This window comes from Sphingomonas sanxanigenens DSM 19645 = NX02, from assembly GCF_000512205.2.
GTDB lineage: Bacteria > Pseudomonadota > Alphaproteobacteria > Sphingomonadales > Sphingomonadaceae > Sphingomonas_D > Sphingomonas_D sanxanigenens.
In genome coordinates, this window is record NZ_CP006644.1 from 3,923,882 (window position 1) to 3,949,323 (window position 25,442).

The window sequence follows — 25,442 nt, forward strand, 5'->3', positions numbered from 1 at the left end:
GCGGTCTCAATGGTATCGGCCGCGGTCTTTGCGCTTGCCGTCGTCGCGCTGCGCGTCCTTGCCGCAGCTATCCGATGCGAGCCGCTTCCAGCGCCGATAGCGGCCACCCTTGCCCTCGATCCGGCCATCGTAGCGGCGCAGCGCCACGTCGCCCGATTGCCCCGCCTGCACCGAACATTCGGCGAAGACGCGGGTGATGCAGGCCGACAGCGTCGCGCGGCCGAGATGACGCCATTTGCCGTCATGCCGCCAGCAGACCTCGCCTTCCTCGGCCTCCGCCTTCGCCTTCACGGGCGGTTCGGATGCGGCGGCCTGTGCCGGCATGGCTGTCGCGGCCTGCCGTACGGCCGGCACCTTTGCCACACGCGCCGGCGCCGCGGGTCGCGCCGGATCGGCGATCGTATCGGCCACGGTGAACCAGGCGACGCGCGTCGACCATTGCTGCGCGGTCGCCGCGCGATCGAGCGCCTGCAGCCATGCCTGTCCGGGCAGCATCCCGCCGCTGCGGGTCGCCCCCAGATCGGGCGCGCCATTGGCCTCGATCAGCGCCACGCCGTTGGCCCCGAGCATCGGCTCGCACAAGGTCACGCGCACGCGCCCGTCGGGCAGGCGACCGACGCGGTCCGGATGCGTGCGCGCTTGCGCCTCGAGGTCGGCGCGGTTGCGGCTGATCACACGCGCCTGCCCGGTCGGCTGGATCGCCAGCAGCGCGAAATCGCGCGTCGGATCGGGCTGTGCCAGCGTGATCACCGGGCGCGCCTGCGATCCCGGTGGGCAGCCCGGCGCCTCGTTGCTGCGCTCGAAACTCGGCTGCTCCGGCTGCAGCGGGGACGGGCCGTCGCTCTCGATCGCACGGAAGCGGCGCAACCCGTCCACGGCCGCGCATTGGCGCGGGTCGAGCGGCATGATCCTGCTGCCGTCGGGCAGGCCCGGCAGCGCGCCGGATCCGGCCTTCGCAAAGGCCGCCGATGCCGCGGCCGCCGGGTCTGCCGCCACGCCGTTCAGCACGGGCGCCGCGCCGTCTTCATCCGACCAGCTCAGCCAGGAACAGGCAACGTCCGGATAGGCGAGAGCGACATGGCTGATCCCCGCCGCCTGAACGGGGGCGGTCACCTCCGGGCTCGCCTCCGGCTCGGGCACGCCCCTGTCGCCGCGGGTGGCACCCCACGCGAGCAGCCCCAGTGCCAGGGGAGCAGCCAGCAGCGGAGCGCGGCGATGCCAGCGCCGCGCCGGCTTTCGGCCGGTGATGGGCGGCCGGGGCGGCACGGGGGGGGCCGGCGGGGGTGTCGCGGGCGCCGGTGCGGGTGCGAACTGGGTCTTTTCGGGGGCAGCAGGCGCCGGTGGCGGCATGGTCGCCGGTCGCGCGCCCAATCCCAGTCGGCGGCGCCAGTCGGTGCGCGTCGGCGCCGGCGCCAGCCCGGTCACGTCGATCGCATCAAGCGCCTTCAGCACATCGTGCATCGATCGCGTCCGCCGCTTCGGATCGGGCGCCAGCATGCAGCTCAGCATCGGGCGGAGCGGATCGGGAATGCCGGCAAGGTTGGGCACGTTGCGCCGGCGGTCGATCGCCTCGGCCAATGAGCTGCCCATGTCCGCCGCCTCGCCGCGCGCATAGGCAAGCAGCACCAGCGCCATGCTGTAGACGTCGGTCCAGGGCCCGATATCCCTGCCGAAGTTCCCGAACTGCTCGGGCGCGACATAGCCGATCTTGCCTGCGAACCCGTCGCCGATCACGGTCTCGCTGCCGATCGCGAGGCTCTTGGCGATGCCGAAATCGATGATCTTGGCGGCACCGATCCCGGCCTCCGGGATCAGGATATTGTCGGGCGAGATATCCCGATGGATCGCGCCGGAATCATTGGCCACCGCCAGCGCTTGCGCCATCCGCCGCCCCAGCGCGACGACGTCCGCGAGCGTTGCCGGCTTGCGAACGAGCAGCGACGAGAGTGGTCGGCCATCGATGAAATCTGTGACGATATAGGTCGCATCATAGGCGGGGTCGCGCGCCAGGACGCGATACTGCACGATCGCGGGATGCGACAATTGGGTCAGGATCCGCGCTTCCTTGCGGAACATCGTCTGGACGCGTGGATCGCTCGCAAGATGGCGGTGGACGACCTTGATCGCGACGCGCTCGTCGGTTTCCACGTTCACGCCGGCGAACACCTGCCCCATCCCGCCCCGCGCGACCGGCCGCTCGACACGGTAAATGCCGTTGAGCACGACGCCGGCGGTAATCGGTCGCGCCTCGCTATCGCCCGCCGCCGCCGTCGCGCCGGGATAGGAACCGCCCGGATCCGAGACCTGCGGCAGCGAACCGGGGCTGAACCGCAGTTCCGTCGCCGGCGCCTCATCATCCTCGCCGGTCATTCCGCGGCGTCCAGCAGCGGCGCAGAGGCGGGCCGGCCGATGCGATAGGCGAAGCGATCCTCGTCGACGCCGACGCGCAACGCGGCGATCGCATCACCCTCTGCCTGATGCGTCAGGAACAGCCGCGCGATATCGGGCAGCAGCTGGTTGGTCAGGATCGCATCGATGATCCGCCCGCCCGATGCCGGCTCGGTGCAACGCGCAGCGACGAAATCGATCACGCTGTCGTCATAGTCCAGCGCGACGCCATGCGTGTCGGCGACCCGCCGGCGAATGCGTTCCAGCTTCAGCCGCACGATCCGGTCGAGCATCTCGCCCGACAATGGTCGATAGGGCAGCACGATCAGCCGGCCGAGCAGCGCCGGCGGGAACGTCTGAAGCAGCGCCGGGCGGATGGCGCCGGCCAGTTCCTCGGGCTCGCGCGCCACCTCGCCATTGCCGGTCAGCGTCGCGATCACATCGGTGCCGACGTTGGAGGTGAGCAGGATCAGCGTGTTGCGGAAGTCGATATGCCGGCCTTCCGAGTCCTCCATATAGCCCTTGTCGAACACCTGGAAGAACATCTCGTGGACGTCGGGATGCGCCTTCTCGACCTCGTCGAGCAGCACGACCGAATAGGGCCGCCGCCTGACCGCCTCGGTCAGCACCCCGCCCTGGCCGTAACCGACGTAGCCGGCCGGCGCGCCCTTCAATGTCGAGACGGTATGCGCCTCCTGGAACTCGCTCATGTTGATGACGATCAGGCTGTTCTCGTCCGAGTGGAGCAGCTCGGCGAGCGCATGCGCGGTCTCGGTCTTGCCGACGCCCGAGGGGCCGCACAGCATGAACACGCCCACCGGCTTCTCGGGATCGTCCAGCCCGGCGCGGCTTGTCTGGATGCGCCGCGCGATCATCTCCAGCGCGCCATCCTGTCCGACCACGCGCTGGCGGAGCCGATCCGCGAGCGCGAGCGTCGCGCCGATATCGTCCTTCACCATCCTGCCCATCGGAATGCCGGTCCAGTCCTGCACCACCGCGGCGATGGCCGCGGCATCGACTTCCCCGAACACCAGCGGGGCATCCCCCTGAAGCGTGCGCAGCGCGGCGATGGCGGCGTCGAACGCCGCGCCGTCGTCGCTTCCGGCGTCCGCCGTCCGCGCCGTGCGGACTGCGGAGATCAGCCGCTTCTCCTCGGCCCAGCGCGCCTCGATCGCGGCCAGCGCCGCCGCTTCGCCCTCGCGTTCCGCCTCCAGATCGACAATCGTCGCGCCGTCCGAATAGCGCCCGGCCGCCTCGCGCCGCGCCGCTTCGAGTTCGACATCGAGCAGTTCGATGCGGCGGCGGCGATTCTCGACCGGCGCCGGCGTGCCATGATGAGAGACGGCGACGCGCGCCGCCGCGGTATCAAGCAGGCTCACCGCCTTGTCCGGAAGCTGCCGCGCATGGATATAGCGCTGCGACAGGCGAACCGCGGCCTCGAGCGCTTCGCCCAGGATCAGCACGCCATGATGGGCTTCCATCACCGGCCGGACGGACCGGAGCATGGCGATTGCGGTGTCGGTATCGGGCTCTCCGACATGAACCGGCTGGAACCGGCGGGTGAGCGCGGGATCCTTCTCGAAATATTGGCGATATTCCGCCCAGGTGGTCGCCGCGATCGTGCGCAGCCGGCCGCGCGCGAGCGCCGGCTTCAGCAGGTTCGCGGCATCGCCGGTGCCCGCCTGCCCGCCCGCGCCGATCAGCGTATGCGCCTCGTCGACGAACAGGATGATCGGCTGCGCAGCCGCCTCCACCTCGTCGATCACCTGGCGCAGCCTTTTCTCGAACTCGCCCTTCACGCCGGCCCCGGCGGAAAGCAGCCCGATGTCGAGCGCGCGCAGCGCGACGTCCACCAGCGGCGGCGGTACGTCGCCATCGGCGATGCGCCGGGCCAGCCCCTCGACGACCGCGGTCTTGCCCACGCCGGCCTCGCCGGTGAGGATCGGGTTGTTCTGGCGGCGGCGCAGCAGGATATCGATCATCTGCCGGATCTCGGCATCGCGGCCGATCACCGCATCGATCTCGCCGCGCCGCGCCTTGGCGGTCAGATCGATCGAGAAACGCTCCAGCGCCTCGCCCACCGCCAGGGGCTGTGGTGGGCCGTCGCCGATCGCCGCGGCCGGCGCGTGCTGCTCGCTCGATCCCTTGACGATGGCGTCGAACTGCTGCTCCAGCCGCTCGGCAACGATCGCGCGGAACGCCGAGGAGATGGCGAACAGCGCGTTGCGCAAGGTCGGCGTGGTCAGCATTGCCAGCAGCAGTTGGCCGGTGCGGACACGCCCTTCGCCGAACCGCAGCGACGCGATCAGCCAGCCCTTTTCGATCGCTTCCTCGATCTGTGGCGAGAAATCGCTGATCGCGGTCGCACCGCGCGGCAGCATGTCCATCGCACGGACGAGATCTGCCGCCAGAACGGTCTCCGCAACACCGAAATGCGCGCGGATCAGCGCCACATCGTTCTGCTGGTCCTGCAGCAGCAACTGCAGCCAGTGGACGAGTTCGACATAGGGGTTGCCACGCATGCGGCAGAACGCAGTCGCGCTTTCGATCGACTTGAGCGCGGTGGGGTTGAGCCGCCCGAACAGGGCGGACCGGCTGATGCCCGTCATTGCTGTATCTCCTGCATGGCCGATGCACCTGATCGGGCGCGGCCGCGTAATCTGGTATCGGTGCGGATGCGTGACGCGCGCTGGTCCGGCGCCAGCCAGCTGGTCCAGCCGAGCGCGCCGCGGCCGCCCAGCCGTGCGGGCGGCGCCAGCGCCTCCGGCAGGGCGAGCTCGATCTCCCATTCGAGGTGCGGAGGCGCGAACGCCGCCAGCGCCTCGCCGACCGCGGCGAAGCGCCGGCCTCCAGGCAGCAGCGCCTCATAGTCGCGCAGGCCGGCCAGCGTGATGGTGACGCGAAACGCAGCATCCGCCATCGCGACGCGCCCGCCAGCGACCGCATCCTGCCCGAGCATCGCGAAACCCTGCCCCAGACGCGTGCGATCGGCGGCTTCGATGGACCGCCAGCGCGGCACATATTCGGTCAGGCGGACCGGCGCGCGCAGCAGGTGGGCAAGCGCATCCTCCAGCGCCACCGCGCTGCGGCGGCCGACATAGAGCGCAGCGTAGCGCAGCCGCGCCGCTGCCGGCAGCGCCGCATCCGCCGGCACGCCGACCACGGCACCCGTCAGGTCGCCAAGCATCACGGTCAGCCGGTCGTCCGCGGGGCGATCGGCGCTGACATGCGGCACCGCCGCCGCCCAGGCGCGGTAGAAGAATTGCAGCATCCGGCCGGCGAGCAGATCGAGGAAATCGCCGAACGGCCGGCTGGCGGCGTAACGCTGCTCATAGGATGCGAATTCGGTGAGGTGGAGCGGCATCGGCCCCATCGGTCCGGTGAGCCCGAGCCAGTGGCCATCGACCCGGCCCCGCCCCTGCGCCACGCTGATCGCCTGCACCGACGCCGCGGGGAAGGCGAGCGCGGGCGGTTGCCGCAAGGTGACCAGATCCTGCGCCGGCAGCCGCGCCTCACCGATGCGCGGCTGCCCCGGCGCGCGTGCCTCGGTACCGCGCAGCAGCGCGAAGGGCGCGTAACGCGCCGCCGCATCTGCCGCCCGCGCGAGAAAGCTCAGATGGGGCGGCGACGGCTCAGGCGCGCTGGCCATTGCACGAACCTCCCTTCATGAACGCTCTCGAATGCGGTCTCGGTAAAGCTGTTGACCGCGGCGAATTCTGCAAGGAAACGCTCGACGACCGCGCCGAACAGAAACATGCGCGCCTCATCGAAACTCGCATCGTCCAGCCGGATGAGCACCCCCTCCCCGTTGACGAACCCCTTGGCGGCGCCGGGGGCGCGGCGCATGACCGGCCGCGCATGGATGGCGAGGACGCCATCGATCTGACGCCGATGCGCCGCTTCCTCGGGCCGCGCATAGAGCGCCAGATGCTCGCGCAGCGCAGCAGCGTCGCCATCCGCGCCGATCAGCGCGCTGTAATTGGGCGTCAGATGCGCGATGACGCGCCAGGCGGCATCGCCGATCGCCAGAGGCGGCCGCGGTCGGGTCGGCTGCACGATCGCGCGCACCGCGCGCACGGGCACGCCATGGACATGAAAATCGGTGGCGCCGCCGAGCCGCAACCGCAGCGGCAGTTCCCGGTTGGTCACCAGCGCCCGCACCGCCAGCTCGCGCACGCCGTCCAGCGCCTGCGGATCGCCGGGTGCCGTCAGCCCGATCCAGCTTTCCGTGCCGAGATAGTCCGTGCGGCGGCGCGCGCGCTGCTCTCGCGTCGACAGCCGGCGATGGCGCAACCGCACGGTGTATGACAGCGCATGATCCCAGTCGTGCAACAGACCGGCGCGATCGTGCAGCGGCGCAACGGGACGGCCATCGGCCCCATCCTCGCCATGCGCGGTGACCGTGAGGATGCGGAACAGCTCATAATCCAGCGGGCGGGCGCGGTCGGCGATGAGCTGCCATTCATGGTCGAAGCCGCTGACGGCGACGCGATCGAGCTGCTTTTCGAAAAGGTTGATCGCCGGCGTCGCGAACAGCCGGAAATTGCCGGCATGAACCGCGCCTGCCAGTGCCGGCACGGCGCGGCGGAAAAACAGCACCACGTCGCAGCGATCGGTGCAGCCTGCAAAGGCCCTCGCCAGCCCTTGGAGACCGACGAAGTGGAAGCGCTGCGGCATCGCGAAATATTCGGACAGCAGCCGATAGCCGCGGAACGATGGCAGGCTCGCGGGGAGCAGCGCATCATCGTCGTCGAAACCGATCTGCACGGGCAGCGGCAACGCCGCCGGCGTCACCCCGTCAGGCGGACCGGCCGAGACGGCAACGCAATCGCCGATCAGCTGACGATACAGCTCACCCGGCACGATTTCGGCGCCGTCTAGGTGGATCGGGAGCGACCCGGGGGCGAGGTCGCGCAGGCTGGCACCTGCCTGCGCCTCGATGCGCAGCCGCAGCCCGGCGCGCGCATCGGCGGGAATAGCCGGATACAGGCCCGAAAGGCTTGCCGGCGTCGGCAGATATTCCGCCTCGACGATCCGGAACGGCCAAAGGGTGACGGGGTGCGCGGTGCGGAAGGCGACGCGCGTCGCCCCCTCATCCCCCGCCACCGCCTCGAGCAGCGTACCGCGCTCGATCGCGACGCCCTCGCCAAGCGCGGCTTCGCCCTCGCGCGGCTCGAAAGCCACCACGCACATCGACGGCGTCGGCGCGACATAATGCGGCTGCAGCGCCGAAAGCAGATATTGGGTGAATTGCGGGAACTGGTCGTCCAGCTTCAGCCTGACGCGCGCGCCAAGAAACGCCACGCCTTCGAGCAGCCGTTCGACATGGGGGTCGGGTTCGCCCGGCGCGTCGAGGCCCAGGCGACCGGCAACCGCCGCATGCTCGATGCCGAACGCGCGCGCGGACTCCCGCAGATAGAGCAGTTCGTCATTATAGGCGCGGAGCAGCCGGGGATCCATCACGCCCCCGACAAGGCGACGGCACCGGTGTCGATCTCGACATCGGTGCGGACCTCGACATCCATTGCCGCAACCGCGGCACTGATGTCGCCCCGGATGACGAAGGACACCACATTGGGCCGGGCATCTTCCTGCGCTGGCTGAACCGTGACGCTGTCGGTGGCGATCCGCGGCTCGAAGAGCTGCACCGCGCGCCGCATCTCGTGCGCGCGATCGTCGATCGCCTGGCGATGAAGCAGCTTGCCGGAAAGATCCCCCAGGCCATAATTGAGCACTGAACTCGCCACGGCGGTGCAGTCGTCCAGGCTCTGCGCCGCGGCGAAGTTGGTCGTGTTGAGCAGCCAGTGCAATTCCCGCAACACGGTGGCGCGCAGCGCTGCCTCGTTGAACCGCTCCAGTCGCGGCGCGCTGTAGACGCGCAGGTTGGAACGATCGAGCGCGGCGCCGGCAGCCTCCGCTTCGCTGCCGCCGTCAAGCACGATGCCGGCGGCAAGCTTGTCGAACAGGGTCGGATTGAAGCGGCTGGCCATGTCGTGAATGTCGGCGCGGCGGGCTGCACGACGATTTCGCCGGGCCCGCGCTGTGTTACGATTGTCGCAACCGACGCCGTCAGGCGAGCGCGCCGCTCGCGAGACTGAGATGGAAGCCGAGCAGGATGAGGACCATGCCGGTAACGCGATCGAGACCCGCCATCACCTGCGGGCGTTGCAAGGCCGGGCGGATCAGGCCGGTCGCCACCGCAAGGAGGACGAACCAACTCGTGGCGAGCCCGACATGGGCAAGCGCGAGGGTGAAGGCGGAATCGCCCGCGCCCGCGCCCTCCGGCACGAATTGCGGCAATAATGTCAGGTAGAACAGGCCAACCTTGGGGTTCAGGATGTTGGTCGTGAAACCGCGGCCTGCGGCTTGGGCCAGCGTCGGCGCTTGCGGCGCGGCGGCACCCGCCATGGAGAAGGCGCGGCGCGGCGCCAGCAGCAGGTTCACGCCGAGCCAGCCGAGATAGGCGGCCCCTACCCATTTGAGCGTGACGAACAGTATCGGGAACGCTGCGAACAGCGTGCCGACGCCGAATGCCGCCGCGCTGCCCCAGCACAGGCAGCCGATGCCGATGCCCAGTGCCGCGGCGGCACCATGCCTGGCCCCCTCGACCGCGGCGGTGCGCAGCACCATCGCGGTGTCGAGTCCAGGCGCCATGGTAAGGATCGTCGCCGTTCCCAGGAAGGCGAGGAGCGTATCCGAATTCATTTTGGGTCTCATCCAGCCAGCACCCGAAGTCCGGTCGCCGAAAATGCGCCGCGGCTGCTGCATGTTGCGACCGGGCATCTGACGATCTCGCGTTGCGGTACAGCTTCAGTCGTCGCGGCTGCATGTTTCATCTGTAACCTTCGCAGCGCATGCGGTTCATGACGTTCGTAATCGTCACCATGGTCGATGGCACAGAAATGTAGCGGCGCCGACTTAACCCCGCCGGCAGAATCGCGGCACCGTTCTCGATGACCCGAGCGATGGCGTGCGTCCCTTCAAGATGAGTATGCGTAAATGAAGATCATCATCGCGGCCACACCCGCCACAGGGCATCTCAACCCCGTACTCGGCGTCGCCCGAACGCTGATCGATCGTGGACATGAGGTTCATGTCTTCACCGGTCAGCTATTCCGCGCGCGCGTCGAGAGCGTCGGCGCACGATTGCATCCCCTCCCCGCGTCCGCCGAATTCGACGCGCTGGATCTCGACAGCAGCTTTCCCGGCCGCGCCGGCCTAACCGGCATGGATATCTTGAATTTCGACTTCAAGCACATCTTCTTCGGCAACCTCGCCGCGCAGTATCGGGGCCTTCAGGCGCTGATCGCCGAGATCGAGCCCGACGCGATCATCGCCGACGCCTTCTTCTTCGGGATCGTGCCGCTGATGCTCCAGCCGCGCGCCAACCGCCCGGTCATCGCCATCTGCGGCGTCACCTTCCTGGGGCTGCCCCGTGCGGACGGGCTGCCGCACGGTCCCGGCCTGCCATTCCTCGACGCGGACGAGCGGCCGGCCCAGGCGGCCGAGATGCGCGCCGGTGCCGAGGCCGCGATGCGTCCCATCCAGGACATGTATGAGGCGGCGCTGCGCGACGTCGGCGTCGAGCCGGTCGGCACTGCGCTGGGCGTAACCACCAGCCATGCCGACATTTTCTGGCAAGGCGGCGTCCCCGAGTTCGAATATCCCCAGACGGACCTGCCGCCGCATGTGAGCTTTGCCGGGCTCTGGCCGGCGACGCCCGCGCCGGCGCCCTTGCCGGACTGGGCGCTGGATCTCGACACCGGGCGCCGCGTCGTGTTCGTCACGCAGGGGACGGTGGCCAATGGCGATCTCGACAAGCTCGTGCTGCCGACGATGCGCGCGCTTGCAGACCGGGACGATCTGCTGGTGATCGGAACCGCCGGCGGCCGCGATCCGGGCGATCTGGCCGACAGCATCCCCGCCAATGCCCGTCTTGCGGCCTATCTGCCGCTCGACTGGCTGCTGCCGCGCGTCGATGCGATGGTGACCAATGGCGGCTTCGGCACGGTCATCCAGGCGCTCGCCGCGGGCGTTCCGCTGGTCGTCGCGGGCGCCACGGAAGACAAGCCGGAGGTGGCGGCGCGCGTCGACCGCTCGGGTGCGGGCATCGACCTGCGAACCGAACGTCCCGACGAGACGATGCTTCGGTCCGCAATCAGCGCATTGCTGGACGCGCCCAAGCATCGCGCCGCCGCATCGAGGCTGCGTGATGCCTTCGCGCGTCATGACGCCGGCCGGATCATCGCCGGGCAGTTGCACCAGGCGGTGGCAGCGCGGCACGGTTCCGACCGACAGGAACCCATCGCCGCCGAGTGAAGCGTGCTATAATTTTTCAATCTTGGCGCTTCGGGGTCGGCAAGGGCCAATCCTCTGCCTATCTTTCCATTCGAATTCAGCAGCGAGAACAAAGTCATGGCGAGCGTACCAACCGCGCCAGAACCCGGCACCTTGCAGTTCGGACGCGTTCTGGTGATCGACGACGATCCAGCGATGCGTGAGATGATCGCAACCTTCCTCAGCCGCCACAATGCGTCGGCCGTGGGGTTGGGCGATCCCGACCATGTCGTTCAGCAGATCGATGGCGGCGGTTTCAACCTGGTGATTCTCGACGTCCAGCTCGGCGACAAGGACGGGTTCGACGTTCTGCGCCGCATCCGCGAGCGATCCGACATCCCCGTCATCATCATCACCGGCCAGCGGCAGGACGAGATCGATCGCATCATCGGCCTGGAGCTGGGCGCGGACGATTATCTGACCAAGCCGTTCAGCCTGCACGAACTGCTGGCACGCGCCCGCGCCACGTTGCGCCGCCAGGAAGTGGGCCGGCAATCTCAGCGGCTTCCGGTGCAAAGGGGCGGCTATCGCTTCAACGGCTGGACGGTGCACCGCAAGACGCGCTCGCTGACGGATGCTGCGGGTCAGGACGTTCCGCTCACCAAGGGCGAATATGCGCTGCTGGTAGCCTTTCTCGATGCGCCCAATCGCGTGCTGTCGCGCGAGCATCTGTTGCAGGCGACGCGTACGCATGAGGACATCTACGATCGCAGCATCGATGTGCAGGTGCTGCGGCTCCGGCGCAAGCTGGAGCGCGATCCCGCCAATCCGGCGTTGATCCGTACCGAACGGGGGGTGGGCTATATCTTCGATGCCGTGGTCGAACAATTCTTCTGAGCCCGCTCGCCGGGCCCGCCGCCTGGCGGGCCTGCTCGCCTTCCGGCGCCGCCCGGCACGTCCGGGCGAGACCCCGCGTGACATCCGCTTCGGCCTTCCCCTGTTGCTGGTCGGCTGCGCGTTGCTGTCGCTCGCGCCGCTGCTGTCTCAGCCCGACAGGTTCATGCCAGAGCCGCTTGCCGCGATGCCGCGATGGAGCGACGAACCGATCCAGCCCATCCTGACGCCTCCCGTCGGCGATCCCAAGCGGGTCGCGCTCGGCCGCGACCTGTTCAACGATGGGCGGCTGTCGGGTTCGGGCAAGCTGCCCTGCGCTGCCTGCCATGACGTCGCCGCCAACGGATCCCTGCCCGGGCGCGGCAGCATGAGTCTGGACAATCCGACGGTGTTCAACACCGGCCTGAGCTTCCGGCTCGGCTGGCAAGGCAGAGACAGAACGCTGGAAGACCAGGCGCTCGCCACGTTGAAGACGCCTGCCATCGCGCATGGCGTGCCGCTGGAGCGGATGATTGCCCGGCTCCGCAATGACGCCGAACTGATGGAGCGCGCGCGCGCTGTCTATGGCCGCGATCTCGATCAGGCTGCGGTGGTCGATGCGATCGCGGCCTATGAACGTTCGCTGGTCACCCCCGGAAGCCGTTTCGACCGCTGGCTTACCGGTGATCAATCGGCGCTCAGCGCGCAGGAGCGGCGTGGCTATGCCCAGTTCAAGCAGCTTGGCTGCATTTCCTGCCACCAGGGTCGCAACGTCGGCGGCAATCTGCTCCAGCGTCACGGCATCTTCCGGCCCCTTGCCTCGCCCAACCCGCGCGTGTTGCGCGTGCCCAGCCTGCGCAATGTCGAGGTAACCCCGCCCTACTTCCACGATGGCAGCGCACCAACGCTCGAGATCGCGGTCACGCGCATGGCGGCATCGCAACTCGATGTCGATCTCGGCGCGCAGGACGCCGGCGACATCGCCGCCTTCCTTCGATCGCTGACCGGCACATATCAGGGGCGGCCGCTCAGACGGACGCGGCAATGAAGCTGTTCGATCGCATCGCCGTCGCACTGCTTGTGGCATTGTTGAGCTGGCTGATGTTCATGGGCTCCAGCACCTCCGATCCCGCGGCAGTGGAGGCGCGCGGCGCGCTCGATGCGATGCTGTCGCACGAGGATGCGCTGCGCCGTGACGTGCTGAGCGCCCGCGCTGGCCTGCTCAACAATTACGATCCGATCGCCGCTGACATCGCCGGCATGGACCGCGCTGCGCAGACGGTGGATCGTCGGCTCTCGGGAACCGGCGCGGGCCATCTTGGCAAGGCGCTGATCGAACGGGTGCGACGGCAGGAGGCGCTCGCCAACCGCTTCAACTCGATCGATGCGTTGCTCCACAATTCGCTGGCCTATCTGCGAACCTACAGTCGCGACTTGACCCTTCAGACTGCCGCGACGCCGCTGCGACCGTCGATCGACCGGCTGTCCAGCGCGATGCTCAACCTTACGTTGGTCAGTTCGGCCGCGGCGAAGGCGGAAGTCGCCGGTTCGCTGGACGCGCTGGCACGCCAGTGCCGCACATTTCGTTGCCCGCCAGACGTCGACCGCCTGCTCGCGCATGGCAGGCTGCTCAACGCGCTGCTGCCGGAGGCCGGCGAAACCGTCGAGGCGCTGATCCGCAGCGATCAGCGTTTGCCCGACGCGATCCGCGCGGCGCTGCTCGACCGCCAGACCAACGCCGACACATGGGCGCGCCGGTACGGCGTGCTGCTGTATATCGCCTCGCTTCTACTCCTCTATCTATTGGTCCGCTGGGGGCTGGCGATGCGCGCGCATGCCGCAGCGCTCGGACGGCAGGCGGCGCTGGAACATGCCATCGCCAATCTGTCGCGCACGCTGCTCGGCACGCCGGTGGACGATCTCGATCGGCGCATCGTGCCGACGCTCGGCGAACTCGCGGCCGCGATCGGCGCGGATGAGGCGCTGCTGCGGACCGCCCAGTCAGGAAGGATCCGCGCATGGCCGGCGGCCGAAGGCGTGCTGGAACGCTTCTGGCCGGTGCTGCTCGAGCATCTCCCCGCCGAAGCGCATGACCACAAGCATCGCGTACTGCGCATCTCCCGCGCACGTGCCTCGCCGGGCAGCCCGGTGTGGCGCGCATTTGCCGCCACCGGGCTGCAATCCTGCCTGTGCATCGTCCAACGCGCGCAGAGCGGCAGCCGCCAAACCGCCAGCCTGTTGTGTTTCGGTTTCAAAGCCGAAAGCGGCTGGGATGCGAAGGACGCCGCGATACTGGGCGCGGTGCTCGATTCGATCATGCTCGCGTCGGATCGCGCGACCGCGGCGGACGAACGCAGGCGCCTCGAGGCGCGGCTGGCGCATGCCGGGCGGATGGAGGCGGTGGGCGCCTTCGCCAGCGGTATCGCCCATAATTTCAATAATCTGCTGGGTGCGATCACCGGTCATGCCGAAATGGCATTGGATGTCGTTCGCCCCCGTTCGACGCTGAAACCGCATCTTGAGCAGATCGAGCTTTCCGCCGCGCGCGGTCGCGATCTCGTCAAGGCGTTGCTCGGTTACGGCCGTCGATCGCAGAGGAGCCGAACCCCTACCGACCTCGACGCGCTGGTGCGCGAAACGTGCCAGCTCGCGCAGGCGGCGATCGGCAACGCGCACGAGATCGAAGTCAGCGGCAAGATCACCGACGTCCCTGTCGTAACGGATGCCACGCAACTCCAGCAGACGCTCCTCAATCTGTGCAGCAACGCAGCCGACGCAAGCCGCCCTGGCACGCCGATCCGCATCCGCTGCGGGCGGGTCGATGTGCGCGAGGGCGTGGACGCGCCCGACGAACTGGAACATGGCCCCTACGCGACGATCGCGGTGGCAGATGAAGGCATCGGCATGTCGCCGGAGGTGATCCGCCAGGCTTTCGAACCCTTCTTCACCACCCGCCCTTCCGGAACCGGGCTCGGCCTGTCGACCGCGCGCGAAATCGCGCGCGAACATGGCGGCACCCTGACGTTGTCGAGCGTGCCCGGCATCGGCACCACCGCAACGATCTGGATTCCCCTCACGGCGGCGGCGCTGCCGGACGCCGAGCAGCGGGATGCCGATGCACCCCTTCCGGCGGATGGAGCCGGCCAGGTCGTGCTGCTGCTCGCGCCCACCGATACCGAGCGGCTGAGCGCAGAGGATCTGCTGGCGGCGCTCGGCTACGAACCGGTCGGGTTCACCGACGGGTGGGCCGCGGTGGCGGCGCTGGAGGCGGCGCCGTCGCGGTTCGATATCGTGCTGGCGATGGGGCCAGCGGACGACAATGGCATAAGCTGGCTGTTCGAACGGGCGCGCAGCCGCCATCCCGGCGCGCCGCGCGTGCTCGCCTGCCACGCGCCGCACGGCCAGAATGTCGATCTGCTCTCGCGCTCTGGCGCCACCAATGTCGTCAACCTGCCGCTCGAAGCCCGCGGAGTCGCCGCGGCGCTGGCGGGTTGAGCGCCGGCGTCCGGAAGCAAGAGCCGCCCGCAAGCCTCCGCCCAGATCCGACCGCCCCGCTGGGAACCGCCACATGGCGCCGCACGCCATAGCATCGCCATAGCGTCAGCCGGCGGCGCCCCGCACGGGGGGAGTTGAGCAATTGCTGCCTCGACAGATGGGCGATGCCGCTGCAGGCGGGGTGATGCTTGAGCACTTCTGTCATGCCGCCTGCGGTTTCCAGCCAAGGCCCGTCACGCTGCGATTCGGCAGCCGACGCCAGCCAGATCGCGATGTTTGCGCCGAAGGCAGTCATCCGCTGGATGGCGATGTGATTAGATTCCGTCGAAACCGCGCCGGACAGGTGGGTGATCATGGTCACCTCCCATCCCTCGCCGAGCGCCTGGATCACCGGTTCGGCGAGGCAGATCTCGGTCCACAGCCCGGCGATGGTCAACTGCTCGCGACCTATGGCCTTCACCACGTTCACCACCGCCGGATCCTCACGTGTTGATGAAGACGCGGACGAACACCTGCCGGTCGGGGAACATGTCGGTGATCTTTGGGAAAACAGGGCCGCCGCGATCGACGATAACTCTGGTCAGGCGGAGTCGATAATCGCTTGTGCCATTCCACCAGCCATGCGCGTCGCCAAGGCGCGTTGCAGCGGCACATAATCCTGCGTGTCGGTCGGAGCGGCGAACTGACCCGACCAGATAATCCGGTCGGACACGTCTTCGACGAGCGTCACGACAACCGTCGTTTGCCGGGGCGTCTGCCGCACGCTGACGCGCGCGCGGAGATCCGCACGCCCTTCGCCTGAAACGACGGAATAGCCCGCCGGCAGCTTGTGGCTGACCTCGGCGACAAAGCTCTCCCGCAGCCCTGCATTGAATTTGGGGAACAGCACATACTCGCAAAGTCCCTCGACCGGCTCGATGGCGACATGATGTCGGGTGGGGAACATCGCGCCGTGCGCCCATACGGCTCCGCCGATCGCCATCGTGGTGAGGACGCCTCCTATGGCAGCAAGCCTCCCCGCTTTTCGCCTTCGCGCCGGCGGAGCCGTGGCAGTATCGGCGAAGGTTGCGATGAAACGATAGCCCGACCGCGGCCTGGTCTGAATGAAGCGCGGCGCATCGGCGTCGTCGCCGAGCAGGGTGCGGATACGGCGAATGCAGGTATTGAGCGCCGCATCGCCACCGGTGCCGGCGCGGGGCCAGAAACGGTCCAGCAATTCCTGCCTGCCGACTATCCGGTCGCGGCTGTTGATAAGATAGGCCAGCACCTCGACGACCTGCGGTGCGGCGTCCAGCGGCACATCGTCCCGGAAAATCTGCAACGCAGCAGGATCGAGGCGGAATTCGGCAAAGTGAAGCATATCTAACCACCCGGGAAGCGACCGGCAGCGCGGCATCATCATTGAATGTCAGATCAGGTCACGAAATGTCACTCCGTCTTTCTGCCACGGCACGATAGCCGATCGGCCTCCGCCACGCATCCATGACGAGGGTTCCATTGTCGTACACGCTGCCGCCCTTCATGCCCGACAGACGCCTGATTCTCGGCCTGGGCCTGTCTAGCGTCGCGGCGTCCCTTTCGCCTGGGTTGGCGAGGCAAGCGACCACGACCGACCGCAGCATCGACGACTTGCTCGACGCAGCGGCGCTTGCCTATGGAACCATCGGCTATTCGGTCGCGGTGCTCCGGCGCGGCAGTCTTGTCTACAGCCGCCATGCCGGGCTGGCGGACCGGGTCAGGGGAACGCCGATCACCGACCGTTCGGCCTATCCGATCTTTTCCATCTCGAAGCTGTTTGTGGTGGTCGCGCTGCTAAAGGCGCGCGCGCTGGGACAGATCGATCTCGACATGCCGCTCGAGCGGATCCGGCGGAGCCTCCCGGCAGCCTGGCGCACGATCTCGCTGGCGCAGGCGCTCGCGCATGTCTCGGGCCTGCCGGACTACATCCCCGATCATGTGGCGCCCAGCGCAGACCAGGCGTTCGCCGAGATTCGGGATCTGCCGCTGCGCTTCGCACCAGGCACGCGCAACGACTACAACCAGACCAACTTCCTGTTCGCGAAGGAATCGCTGGAACAGGCAACCGGCAGGCCGCTGACCATGCTGGTCGCTGGCCAGTTTCGTGCCGCCGGGATGCGGCATACCGGCTATGCGGACACGGGTGCCGGCGTGCCGGGACTGGTGACGACCTATCGGTCGCTTCCCGCGCGCGATGGTCCGCCCGTCGCATATGTGCCCGAGTCCGGCCCGCCCTATACCTATGGATCGAGAGGGGTCCGCACGACACTTCCCGACATGGTGGCATGGACGCGGATGCTGCTGCGCGGGGCGCTAATTCCGACCGGCGCCTTGCATGCGTCCTGGAAACCGTTCGCGATGCCGGACGGCACCGCCGCATGGCACACGCATGGCTGGGAGTATTACCGGCACGACGACGTGACGATCGTAGGCCATGGCGGAGGGGTGCGGCTCGTCTGGCGGCATTTTTTCCGGACAGCGGACCCCTCCGATTGCGCGACGGTGATCTATTTCGACAATGGTGGGCGCACGACATTCGACCGGCATCGACTGGCGGCCCTGATCGCGAACCGGGTGATGCCGGGGGCCGCCCGATCGGGTGAAGAGCGGGAAGAGATGCTGTATCGGGGGTTGGCGTCCGGGCGATGGGATCAGGCTGTCGCACGGCTCGCCGCGAACCTGCCGGCCGGCGACATCGAGGCGATCGTCAATCGCGTCGGCTACGACGCCATGAACATCCTCGACGCGCGGGCCGCATTGCCGGTGTTTCAGTGGAATGCGGCGCGATTTCCTCGGTCCGCCAATGCGCTCGATAGTCTCGGCGAAGCCTGGCGCGCGGCCGGCCGCGTCGATCGGGCGAAAGACAGCTACCAGCGCGCGCTTGCGCTCGATCCCTCGAACACCCGGATCCAGGCGGTTCTGAAGGAGCTCGACGGTCCCGCGGCCGACCGCTGACGATCGACCGCCGGCCGCGAAGGGGCGTGGCGAACGTCAAGCGGCTGCCGAACCAGCTCCTGGCAGCGACCGGCACGCAATGGATTGTTCACGGGCATGACGTGACAGCAGGCCTCGGCTAGCCGCTTGCACTTACCCATGCAGGCTCATCAGCGAGTCCATCAGCCCATCCTCCGCGCTGGAGCAGACGCCGATCACCAGCGCCTCGTCGCAGCCGTCGGCGACGACGTAGGCGTGGCCCATCAGCGAATCGATGTAGATGCCCTGACCGACATCGAGCGTGACCGGATCATAATATTCGGTGTGCACCTCGATCCGCCCCTCCAGCACATAGATGAACTCCTCGCCCTTGTGCCGCACAAGATCGCCGAACTCGTCGGCGCTGCGCGCGCGGATGCGGGTGATGATCGGGATCATCCGCTTCTGGCGGAGATCGGTGCAAAAATAATGATAGTCGTAATTGTCGGTCGTCACGCGAACCGCCTTGTCGACGGTGCCGATGCTGCGGCGGCCGGTGACCTGCGGCGCCGCTTCCTCCTCGCCCTCGGCGAACAGGTCCGACATGCGGATGTTGAGCTTCTGGCTCAGCTGCTGGAGCTTGTCGTAGCTCAGGGTCAGCCGGTCGTGCTCGACCTTGGACAAGGTCGAGACGGGGATGCCGGACTTCGCGCTCATCTGCTTCAAGGTCCAGCCGTTGCGGGCGCGGATGCCGCGCATGACCTCGGCGAGGGTGGGCGGCTTGCTACGCGTCGCCATCACCGGCTCCATTCCAGGTTTGACAATTTTCCAATCAGGATCATTATGTCTCTATCGGGTCACAATCAATTGGTCCTTGGTAGGACCTCGCGCGGGCTGCCGCAAGGTTTAGCACGGCGCGCCTTGAAGGGGGATGCCATGCATTTTCTTCGGAAGCTGATGTTCGTACTGGCGGCGTTCGCCGCCGCTCCGCTGGCCGCGCAGGGGCCAGCCACACCGCCCTCCGCCACGGCAACCGAAAGCGTAGTGCCACCACCCGCGCCGCCTGCCGGCGGGCACGCGCTCACCCCCGCGGATCTCGAGGCTTGGCTCGACGGCTTCATGACCTACGCGCTGCAGCGCGCGCAGATTCCGGGCGCGGTCGTCGTCGTCGTGCGTGGCGATGGGCCGGTGCTGCAGAAAGGCTATGGCTATGCCGATCTCGCAGCTCGCAAGCCCGTCTCACCCGAGACAACGCTTTTCCGGCCAGGATCGATTTCGAAGCTCTTCACCTGGACGGCGGTTATGCAGCAGGTGCAGGCCGGCAAGCTCGACCTCGACGCCGACGTGAACCGCTATCTCGACTTCAAGATCCCGCCCTATCAGGGCAAGCCGATCACGTTGCGCAACATCATGACGCATACCGCGGGCTTCGAGGAATCGATCCGCTATCTGATCAGCAGCGATCCCAACGCGGCGATGCCGCTGAAGACGCTGATGCCGCTGGCGCTGCCCGAGCGCGTGTTCGCGCCCGGCACCACCCCGGCCTATTCCAACTATGCCACGGCCCTTGCCGGCTATATCGTCGAGCGCGTCAGCGGCGAGCCCTTCGACGCCTATATCGAGCGCCACATCTTCGCGCCGGTCGGCATGCGACATGCCAGCTTCCGCCAGCCGCTGCCGGCGTCGCTGCGGCCCTTGATGTCGAACGGCTATGCCACGTTGGCGGACAAGCCCAGGCCGTTCGAAATCGTCTTGCCCGCCCCCGCCGGCAGCCTTTCCGCCTCGGGCGCGGACATGGGGCGCTTCATGATCGCGCATCTCAACGACGGCGGTCCGCTGCTCAGCCCGGCGACCACCAGGCTGATGCACGACTATCGCGCACCCGGCGTCGGCCCACTCAACACGATGGCGCTGGGCTTCTACGAACAATGGGTCAACGGCCGCCGCGCGATCGCGCATGGCGGAGATACCGAGTGGTTCCACTCCGATCTCTGGCTGTTCCCGGACGCCGATATCGGCCTCTATGTCTCGCTTAACAGCGTCGGCAAGGACGGCGCGGCGCATGCGATCCGCAACGGGCTGTTCCATCAGTTCGCAGACCGTTACCTGCCTGCCACCGGCCGCCCCGACACGCGTGTGGTCGACGCCGAGACGGCACGCCGGCACGCGGCGATGCTCGCCGGCCATTATGTCAGCAGCCGCGGCTCGTTCACCAATTTCATGAGCGTGCTCGGCCTGCTCGGGCAGCCGGAGGTGGTGGTGGGCGCCGACGGCAAGATCGCCATGCCCGGCCTCGACGGCCTCAGCGCCGGCGCACGCGACTGGGTGGAGGTTGCGCCCTTCGTCTGGCGCGACACCGGCACCGGCGAACGCCTTGCCGCCGAGGTCAGGGATGGCCGCGTCGTGCGCATGAGCCTCGATGCCGGATCGCCCTTCATGGTGTTCGAGCCGGCAAGCCCAGGGGTGAACAGCGCGTGGCTCAGCCCGGCGCTGGCCACCGCCTTGCTCCTGGTCCTGATCGCCGCGATCGGCTGGCCGGTTCGCGCGCTGGTCCGCCGGAATTTCGGCGCGACCTTCCCGCTGGCCGGTCGCAGCCTGCGCGCCTGGCGCCTGTCGCGCCTGTTCTGCTGGCTGGTCATCGCGGCGGTCGCGGGCTGGATCGCGCTGGTGATGATCTTCACCGCCGATATCGGCGCGGTCGGTGGTCCGCTCGACGGGCTGATCCACCTGCTGCGGGTGCTGACCCCGATCTCGACGCTGGGCCTGCTCGTTACCACGGCCTGGCATCTCTGGCTGACCTTCAGGGACAAGCGGTCCTGGACGATGAAGCTGGGTGCGGCGCTACTACTGCTCGCCGCGCTGGTGCTGGTGTGGGTCACCCTGCGCTTCCACCTCTATGGCTTCGGGATGGTCTACTGATGGCAGCACCGTCCAATGGGGGACTGGCGCTCAGCCTCGCGGTCGAGCGCTTCCCCTACCACCGCCCGTTCCGCATCTCCGGCCATGTCTTCACCGAGACCGCGCTGCTCGTCGCCGAACTGTCGGACGGCGCGCATCGCGGCCGCGGCGAGGGTGCCGGCGTCTATTACCTTGGCGACGATATCGGCCATATGCTCGACGAAGCGGAGCGCGTGCGGCCCGCGATCGAGGCCGGGGCGACGCGGGCCGAGTTGCAGCGCCTCCTGCCGCCCGGCGGCGCCCGCAACGCGATCGATTGCGCCTTCTGGGAGCTTGAGGCCCAGCGGGCGGGCCGGCCGGTGTGGCAGCTCGCCGGGCTTGAGGCGCCGCGGCCCTTGCCATCGACGCTGACATTGGGCGCCGACGCGCCGGCAGCGATGGCGGAGGCCGCGCTGGCGATCGACCGGGCCGCGCCGATCAAGGTCAAGCTCACCGGCGATGTCGACGAGGATCTGGCGCGCATCGCCGCGATCCGCGCCGCGCGGCCGGACGCGTGGATCGGCGTCGATGCCAATCAGAGCTATAATCTGCAAACGCTGCCGCGCCTGATGCCTGGATTGCTCGGGGCAAAAGTCGCGCAGCTCGAGCAGCCGCTCGCGCGCGGCCGCGAGGCCGATCTCGACGGGTTGGAACGGCCGCTCCCCTTCGTCGCCGACGAAAGCGCGCTCTCGCTCGGCGACACGGAGGCGCTGGTCGGGCGGTTCGACGCGGTCAACATCAAGCTCGACAAATGCGGGGGGCTGACCGAGGGGCTCGCGATCGCCCGGCAGGCGCGCGCGCTGGGGCTGGACGTGATGGTCGGCAACATGATGGGCAGCAGCCTGTCGATGGCGCCCTCCTATCTGGTCGGCCAGCTCTGCGACATCGTCGACCTCGACGGTCCGACCTTCCTCGCGCGTGATCGCCATCCTGGCGTCGTTTACGAAAACGGCATGATTCATTGCCCGCAGGCAATTTGGGGCGCCGCATAAGATTCTTATCCTAATTGGGTTGACAGTTTTCCAATCAGGACATTAGTCTTCGAAACGAAACAAAGCTGAAAGGGAATCCGGAATGACCCAGTCATTCCCGATCACGCGCCGTGCGATCGTCGCTGGCGCGGTCGGCACGGCCTTGTCTGCGCCCCTGATCAACCGGGGGAGCTTCGCCTTCGCGGCGGCACCGGGCCGGACCTATTCCCGCCGGGCGGTGGATCTCGTCGCATCCTCGCTCGTCATCGACATGCTGGCGCCGCTCAAGATCACCCTGGCGGACGATTATGTCGCGCACCGCCTGACCGATGCCGAGGCTGCCGCGTTCCGCACCAGCGGTATTACCGGCTTTCACAACAGCTATGGCCTCGGCGGGCCCGACGCGCGGACCAAATCGCTGGAATATATGGCGGGCTGGCAGGGCTTTGCCGGGCGCAACAGCCATGTCTTCACGTTGGTCGACACCGCCGAGGATCTCGATCGCGCCAAGCGCGACGGCAAGAGCGCGGTCATCATGGGGCTGCAGAACGCCGAGCATTTCGAGCGGATCGAGGATGTCGCGCTGTTCCGCAGGCTCGGCCTGCGCTGCGCGCAGCTGACCTACAACAGCCAGAACCGCATCGGATCGGGCTGCACCGATCGCGTCGATGGCGGCGTCAGCGATTATGGCGCGGCGATCATCGCCGAGATGGAAAAGCGGCATATGCTGATCGACCTCTCGCATTGCGGCGACCGCACCACGCTGGACGCCATCGCGCTGGCGAAGGGCCCGATCGCGATCACCCACAGCAATGCCCGCGCGCTGATCGCGCATCCGCGCGTCAAGACCGACGAGGCGATCAAGGCGCTCGCCGCCAAGGGCGGCGTGATGGGCATCACCGGCGTGCGCATGTTCGTGCGCCTGACCGATCCCACCAATGTCGGCCATATGGCCGACCATATCGACCATGTCGCCAAGCTGACCGCCATCGAGCATGTCGGCATCGGATCGGATGCCGACCTCAACGGCTATGACGACATGGTGCCCGCCGAGTATGAAGCGCTCAAGAGCGCCTACAAGGGCAGCTACGCCTTCCGTGACCGGATCGACATCGATGGTTTCGACCATCCCGCCAAGGTCTTCGACCTGACCGAGGAACTGATCCGGCGCCGCTATTCCGATCGCAACATCGCAGCCGTGCTGGGTGGCAATTTTCGCCGCCTGCTCGGCCAAGCCTGGGGGACGCAATCATGATGACGAAGCGGGGCCATTTCTTCGCGGCAAGCCTGATCGCGCTTGCCACAGCATCGCCGGCGATGGCGCAGGCTCCGGCGGGCGAGCCGCGCGAGGGCGACATCATCGTCACCGCGCAGAAGCGCCAGCAGACCTTGCAGGAAATCCCGCAATCGATCTCGGTGGTCGGCGGCGAACAGCTCGACCGGCAGCAGGCGAAGGGCTTCGTCGACTATGCCGCGCTGGTCCCCGGCCTCAGCCTGCAGCAGGCCAATCCCGGCGAGACGCGCATCGTGCTACGCGGCATCAACACCGGCGGCGCCAGCCCGACCGCGGCGGTCTATATCGACGACACGCCCTATGGCCCCAGCACCGGTCAGAGCAATGGTGCGACGCTGGCCGGTGACATCGACACGTTCGACATCGAGCGCGTGGAGGTGCTGCGCGGCCCGCAGGGCACTCTCTATGGCGCCAACTCGCTGGGCGGTCTCGTCAAGTTCGTCACCACCGAACCCAAGCTCGGCACGGTCGAGGGCAAGGTGCAGGCGGGCGCGGAAATCACCAGGGGCGGCGGCGAGGGCTGGAACGCCAATGGCGTGATCAACCTGCCGCTGGGCGACATGCTGGCGGTGCGCGTCAGCGGCTATTACCGCAAAGTCGGCGGCTTCATCGACACCGTCGGCATCGCGCGCAAGGATGCCAACGACTATGAAAGCTATGGTGGCCGCGCGTCGCTTCTGTTCGCTCCAACCGACGCGTTCTCCGTCCGCCTGACCGCGATCGCGCAGAACATCCGGTCCAACTCGCGCGCGAGCTTCGATGCCGATCCGATGACGCTGGAACCGCTGGCGACCGATCCCAACACCGGCGCATCCACCGCGGGCCGGATGACCCGTTCCGAATTCTATCCCGAGCAGAACAACGTCGATTACCGGCTGTACAACGGCACGATCGGATGGGATTTCGGCCCCGCCACGCTGACCTCGGTCACCAGCTACGGCACGCTCGACCAGAACGAGGTCTATGATGCGAGCTACCAGCTCCCGGGCATCGCCGACGCCATTTATGGCGGGCCCGGGGTGCCGCCGCTGGGCACCACCTTCCCCGCCTTTGCCGGGCAGAAGAAGTTCACGCAGGAATTGCGGCTGCAATCGACCGACAGCGACCGTTTCGAATGGCTGATCGGCGGCTATTACACGCGCGAGAAGGGCCAGCTGTTCCAGCGTTACCTGCCCTTCGAGCTGGGCAGCGGCGCGGCGATCGATCCAGAACTGACCTTGCCCGCCGGCCCCGGCGGCGCGAACGTCACCTTTCCCAACTTCCTCAGCGCCGACCTGAGCTCGCGCTATCGCGAATATGCCGGCTTCGGCAGCGTGACCTGGTATGTGTCCGACCGTTTCGACATCACCGCGGGCGGGCGCTACAGCCATAACAGCCAGCGGACGCATCAGGTGCTCGATGGATCGCTGCTGTTCTTCTCTGGATCGACGGTGATCCCCGACATCGTGATGGGCGACTCTTCGGAGAATGTCTTCACCTGGTCGGTCGCGCCGCGCCTCGAGCTTTCGGACAATGCGGCGCTCTATGCGCGCGTCGCCAAAGGTTATCGCCCCGGCGGTCCCAATGTCGTACCTCCCGGCGCGGGCGCCGGGTTCCCGACGCAATATGCGGCCGATACGCTGGTCAGCTACGAAGCCGGCATCCGCGCGGAAACGCCCGATAACAGCTTCGCGATCGACGCCTCGGTCTATTATCTCGACTGGCGCGATATCCAGGTGCTGGTGGTCTACGACACCGCGATCGGCCCGGTCGGTGCCGACGGCAATGGCGACAGCGCGACCAGCAAGGGCGCCGAGGTGACCGCGACGTTGCGGCCGGTGCGCGGCCTGAGCGTGGTGCTCGCCGGCGCCTATAACGATGCCAAGCTGGACGAGGATCTGCCCGAGGGCAACGGCGGTTTCGAAGGGGACAGGCTGCCCTACGCGCCCAAATGGACGGTCAACCTGTCCGCCGACTATGAATGGGCGCTGGGCGGCAGCGCGACCGCCTTCGTCGGCGGCAGCGTGCGGATGCTGAGCGACCAGGTCACCGACTTCGACGACAATTACCAGACGACCTTCGGCCGCCGCCTGACCATCGACAGCTATGCCGTCGCAGATCTCCGCGCCGGCATCCAGTTCGACCGCTACACGCTGTCGGTCTACGCCAGGAACCTCACCGACAGCCGCGGGCTGACCAGCGCCGCGGGCTTCGGCACGCGGCCGGGCACCGCCGTGCTCGCATCGCCGATCCGGCCGCGGACGCTGGGCTTCACGCTCGGCGCCACTTTCTAAGTG

Annotated in this window: 18 protein-coding genes; 9 read left to right on the forward strand and 9 right to left on the reverse strand. The window is 67.8% G+C overall.

Annotated elements, in window-relative coordinates:
* Positions 1-6 precede the first annotated feature (6 nt).
* The 6 genes from NX02_RS30825 to NX02_RS17880 form a co-directional block, all read right to left on the reverse strand.
* Positions 7-2,370 (reverse strand): serine/threonine-protein kinase, encoded by a 2,364-nt coding sequence (locus NX02_RS30825; RefSeq protein WP_025293568.1) that lies wholly within the window; start codon positions 2,368-2,370, stop codon positions 7-9.
* On the reverse strand, positions 2,367-4,997 hold the full coding sequence (tssH, locus tag NX02_RS17860) for a type VI secretion system ATPase TssH (protein ID WP_025293569.1): 2,631 nt from the start codon (positions 4,995-4,997) through the stop codon (positions 2,367-2,369). Before tssH ends, NX02_RS30825 begins: the two co-directional genes overlap by 4 nt.
* Positions 4,994-6,037 (reverse strand): type VI secretion system baseplate subunit TssG, encoded by a 1,044-nt coding sequence (gene tssG, locus NX02_RS17865; RefSeq protein ID WP_025293570.1) that lies wholly within the window; start codon positions 6,035-6,037, stop codon positions 4,994-4,996. The genes tssH and tssG overlap by 4 nt, the downstream gene beginning before the upstream one ends.
* On the reverse strand, positions 6,001-7,848 hold the full coding sequence (gene tssF / locus NX02_RS17870; RefSeq protein ID WP_025293571.1) for a type VI secretion system baseplate subunit TssF: 1,848 nt from the start codon (positions 7,846-7,848) through the stop codon (positions 6,001-6,003). The genes tssG and tssF overlap by 37 nt, the downstream gene beginning before the upstream one ends.
* Positions 7,848-8,378 carry a type VI secretion system baseplate subunit TssE gene (tssE, locus tag NX02_RS17875; RefSeq protein ID WP_025293572.1) on the reverse strand — a complete coding sequence of 177 codons (531 nt, stop codon included), beginning with the start codon at positions 8,376-8,378 and terminating at the stop codon, positions 7,848-7,850. The genes tssF and tssE overlap by 1 nt, the downstream gene beginning before the upstream one ends.
* A 79-nt stretch (positions 8,379-8,457) precedes the next feature.
* Positions 8,458-9,093 (reverse strand): LysE family translocator, encoded by a 636-nt coding sequence (locus NX02_RS17880; protein WP_025293573.1) that lies wholly within the window; start codon positions 9,091-9,093, stop codon positions 8,458-8,460.
* A gap of 294 nt (positions 9,094-9,387) precedes the next feature.
* Here NX02_RS17880 and NX02_RS17885 point away from each other — a divergent pair, with 294 nt between their 5' ends.
* The 4 genes from NX02_RS17885 (at position 9,388) to NX02_RS17900 (ending at position 15,033) form a co-directional block, all read left to right on the forward strand.
* Positions 9,388-10,707 carry a glycosyltransferase gene (locus NX02_RS17885; protein ID WP_025293574.1) on the forward strand — a complete coding sequence of 440 codons (1,320 nt, stop codon included), beginning with the start codon at positions 9,388-9,390 and terminating at the stop codon, positions 10,705-10,707.
* Positions 10,708-10,803: 96 nt separating this feature from the next.
* Entirely contained in the window at positions 10,804-11,562 is a 759-nt protein-coding gene (locus NX02_RS17890) for a response regulator (protein WP_025293575.1), read from the forward strand.
* Positions 11,537-12,586 carry a cytochrome-c peroxidase gene (locus tag NX02_RS17895; RefSeq protein ID WP_084717888.1) on the forward strand — a complete coding sequence of 350 codons (1,050 nt, stop codon included), beginning with the start codon at positions 11,537-11,539 and terminating at the stop codon, positions 12,584-12,586. The genes NX02_RS17890 and NX02_RS17895 overlap by 26 nt, the downstream gene beginning before the upstream one ends.
* Complete coding sequence (locus tag NX02_RS17900; protein ID WP_025293577.1) at positions 12,583-15,033, forward strand: DAHL domain-containing protein; 2,451 nt, start codon at positions 12,583-12,585, stop codon at positions 15,031-15,033. The genes NX02_RS17895 and NX02_RS17900 overlap by 4 nt, the downstream gene beginning before the upstream one ends.
* Here NX02_RS17900 and NX02_RS17905 read toward each other — a convergent pair.
* Together NX02_RS17905 and NX02_RS30830 are read right to left on the reverse strand one after the other, a co-directional pair.
* Positions 14,984-15,505, reverse strand: a complete 522-nt coding sequence (locus tag NX02_RS17905; protein ID WP_053000671.1) for an isochorismatase family protein — start codon at positions 15,503-15,505, stop codon at positions 14,984-14,986. The two genes, NX02_RS17900 and NX02_RS17905, sit on opposite strands and share 50 nt — an antisense overlap.
* Before the next feature lie 108 nt (positions 15,506-15,613).
* Positions 15,614-16,393 carry a winged helix-turn-helix domain-containing protein gene (locus NX02_RS30830; protein ID WP_053000672.1) on the reverse strand — a complete coding sequence of 260 codons (780 nt, stop codon included), beginning with the start codon at positions 16,391-16,393 and terminating at the stop codon, positions 15,614-15,616.
* A 269-nt stretch (positions 16,394-16,662) separates the two neighbouring features.
* Here NX02_RS30830 and NX02_RS17915 point away from each other — a divergent pair, with 269 nt between their 5' ends.
* Positions 16,663-18,006, forward strand: a complete 1,344-nt coding sequence (locus tag NX02_RS17915) for a serine hydrolase domain-containing protein (RefSeq protein ID WP_162232699.1) — start codon at positions 16,663-16,665, stop codon at positions 18,004-18,006.
* A gap of 132 nt (positions 18,007-18,138) precedes the next feature.
* On the opposite strand, the gene NX02_RS17920 is transcribed toward NX02_RS17915, so the two are convergent.
* Entirely contained in the window at positions 18,139-18,762 is a 624-nt protein-coding gene (locus NX02_RS17920) for a helix-turn-helix domain-containing protein (RefSeq protein WP_025293580.1), read from the reverse strand.
* Positions 18,763-18,900: 138 nt separating this feature from the next.
* Here NX02_RS17920 and NX02_RS17925 point away from each other — a divergent pair, with 138 nt between their 5' ends.
* From NX02_RS17925 to NX02_RS17940, 4 genes are all read left to right on the forward strand, one after another.
* The gene (locus NX02_RS17925) at positions 18,901-20,883 is read left to right on the forward strand and encodes a serine hydrolase domain-containing protein (protein WP_025293581.1); all 1,983 of its coding nucleotides are present in this window, start codon (positions 18,901-18,903) and stop codon (positions 20,881-20,883) included.
* A complete protein-coding gene (locus NX02_RS17930; protein ID WP_025293582.1) occupies positions 20,883-21,893 on the forward strand; it encodes a dipeptide epimerase in 1,011 nt (336 codons plus the stop codon). Before NX02_RS17925 ends, NX02_RS17930 begins: the two co-directional genes overlap by 1 nt.
* A gap of 82 nt (positions 21,894-21,975) precedes the next feature.
* Positions 21,976-23,127, forward strand: a complete 1,152-nt coding sequence (locus NX02_RS17935) for a dipeptidase (protein ID WP_025293583.1) — start codon at positions 21,976-21,978, stop codon at positions 23,125-23,127.
* The gene (locus NX02_RS17940; RefSeq protein WP_245648633.1) at positions 23,124-25,439 is read left to right on the forward strand and encodes a TonB-dependent receptor; all 2,316 of its coding nucleotides are present in this window, start codon (positions 23,124-23,126) and stop codon (positions 25,437-25,439) included. Before NX02_RS17935 ends, NX02_RS17940 begins: the two co-directional genes overlap by 4 nt.
* The last annotated feature ends 3 nt before the right edge of the window (positions 25,440-25,442 follow it).

Coding starts and splice junctions, on each gene's coding strand:
- NX02_RS30825 (WP_025293568.1), bottom strand. CDS start 2,370: ATGACCGGCGAGGATGATGAGGCGCCGGCGACGGAACTGCGGTTCAGC.
- tssH (WP_025293569.1), bottom strand. CDS start 4,997: ATGACGGGCATCAGCCGGTCCGCCCTGTTCGGGCGGCTCAACCCCACC.
- tssG (WP_025293570.1), bottom strand. CDS start 6,037: ATGGCCAGCGCGCCTGAGCCGTCGCCGCCCCATCTGAGCTTTCTCGCG.
- tssF (WP_025293571.1), bottom strand. CDS start 7,848: ATGGATCCCCGGCTGCTCCGCGCCTATAATGACGAACTGCTCTATCTG.
- tssE (WP_025293572.1), bottom strand. CDS start 8,378: ATGGCCAGCCGCTTCAATCCGACCCTGTTCGACAAGCTTGCCGCCGGC.
- NX02_RS17880 (WP_025293573.1), bottom strand. CDS start 9,093: ATGAATTCGGATACGCTCCTCGCCTTCCTGGGAACGGCGACGATCCTT.
- NX02_RS17885 (WP_025293574.1), top strand. CDS start 9,388: ATGAAGATCATCATCGCGGCCACACCCGCCACAGGGCATCTCAACCCC.
- NX02_RS17890 (WP_025293575.1), top strand. CDS start 10,804: ATGGCGAGCGTACCAACCGCGCCAGAACCCGGCACCTTGCAGTTCGGA.
- NX02_RS17895 (WP_084717888.1), top strand. CDS start 11,537: ATGCCGTGGTCGAACAATTCTTCTGAGCCCGCTCGCCGGGCCCGCCGC.
- NX02_RS17900 (WP_025293577.1), top strand. CDS start 12,583: ATGAAGCTGTTCGATCGCATCGCCGTCGCACTGCTTGTGGCATTGTTG.
- NX02_RS30830 (WP_053000672.1), bottom strand. CDS start 16,393: ATGCTTCACTTTGCCGAATTCCGCCTCGATCCTGCTGCGTTGCAGATT.
- NX02_RS17920 (WP_025293580.1), bottom strand. CDS start 18,762: ATGGCGACGCGTAGCAAGCCGCCCACCCTCGCCGAGGTCATGCGCGGC.
- NX02_RS17925 (WP_025293581.1), top strand. CDS start 18,901: ATGCATTTTCTTCGGAAGCTGATGTTCGTACTGGCGGCGTTCGCCGCC.
- NX02_RS17930 (WP_025293582.1), top strand. CDS start 20,883: ATGGCAGCACCGTCCAATGGGGGACTGGCGCTCAGCCTCGCGGTCGAG.
- NX02_RS17935 (WP_025293583.1), top strand. CDS start 21,976: ATGACCCAGTCATTCCCGATCACGCGCCGTGCGATCGTCGCTGGCGCG.
- NX02_RS17940 (WP_245648633.1), top strand. CDS start 23,124: ATGATGACGAAGCGGGGCCATTTCTTCGCGGCAAGCCTGATCGCGCTT.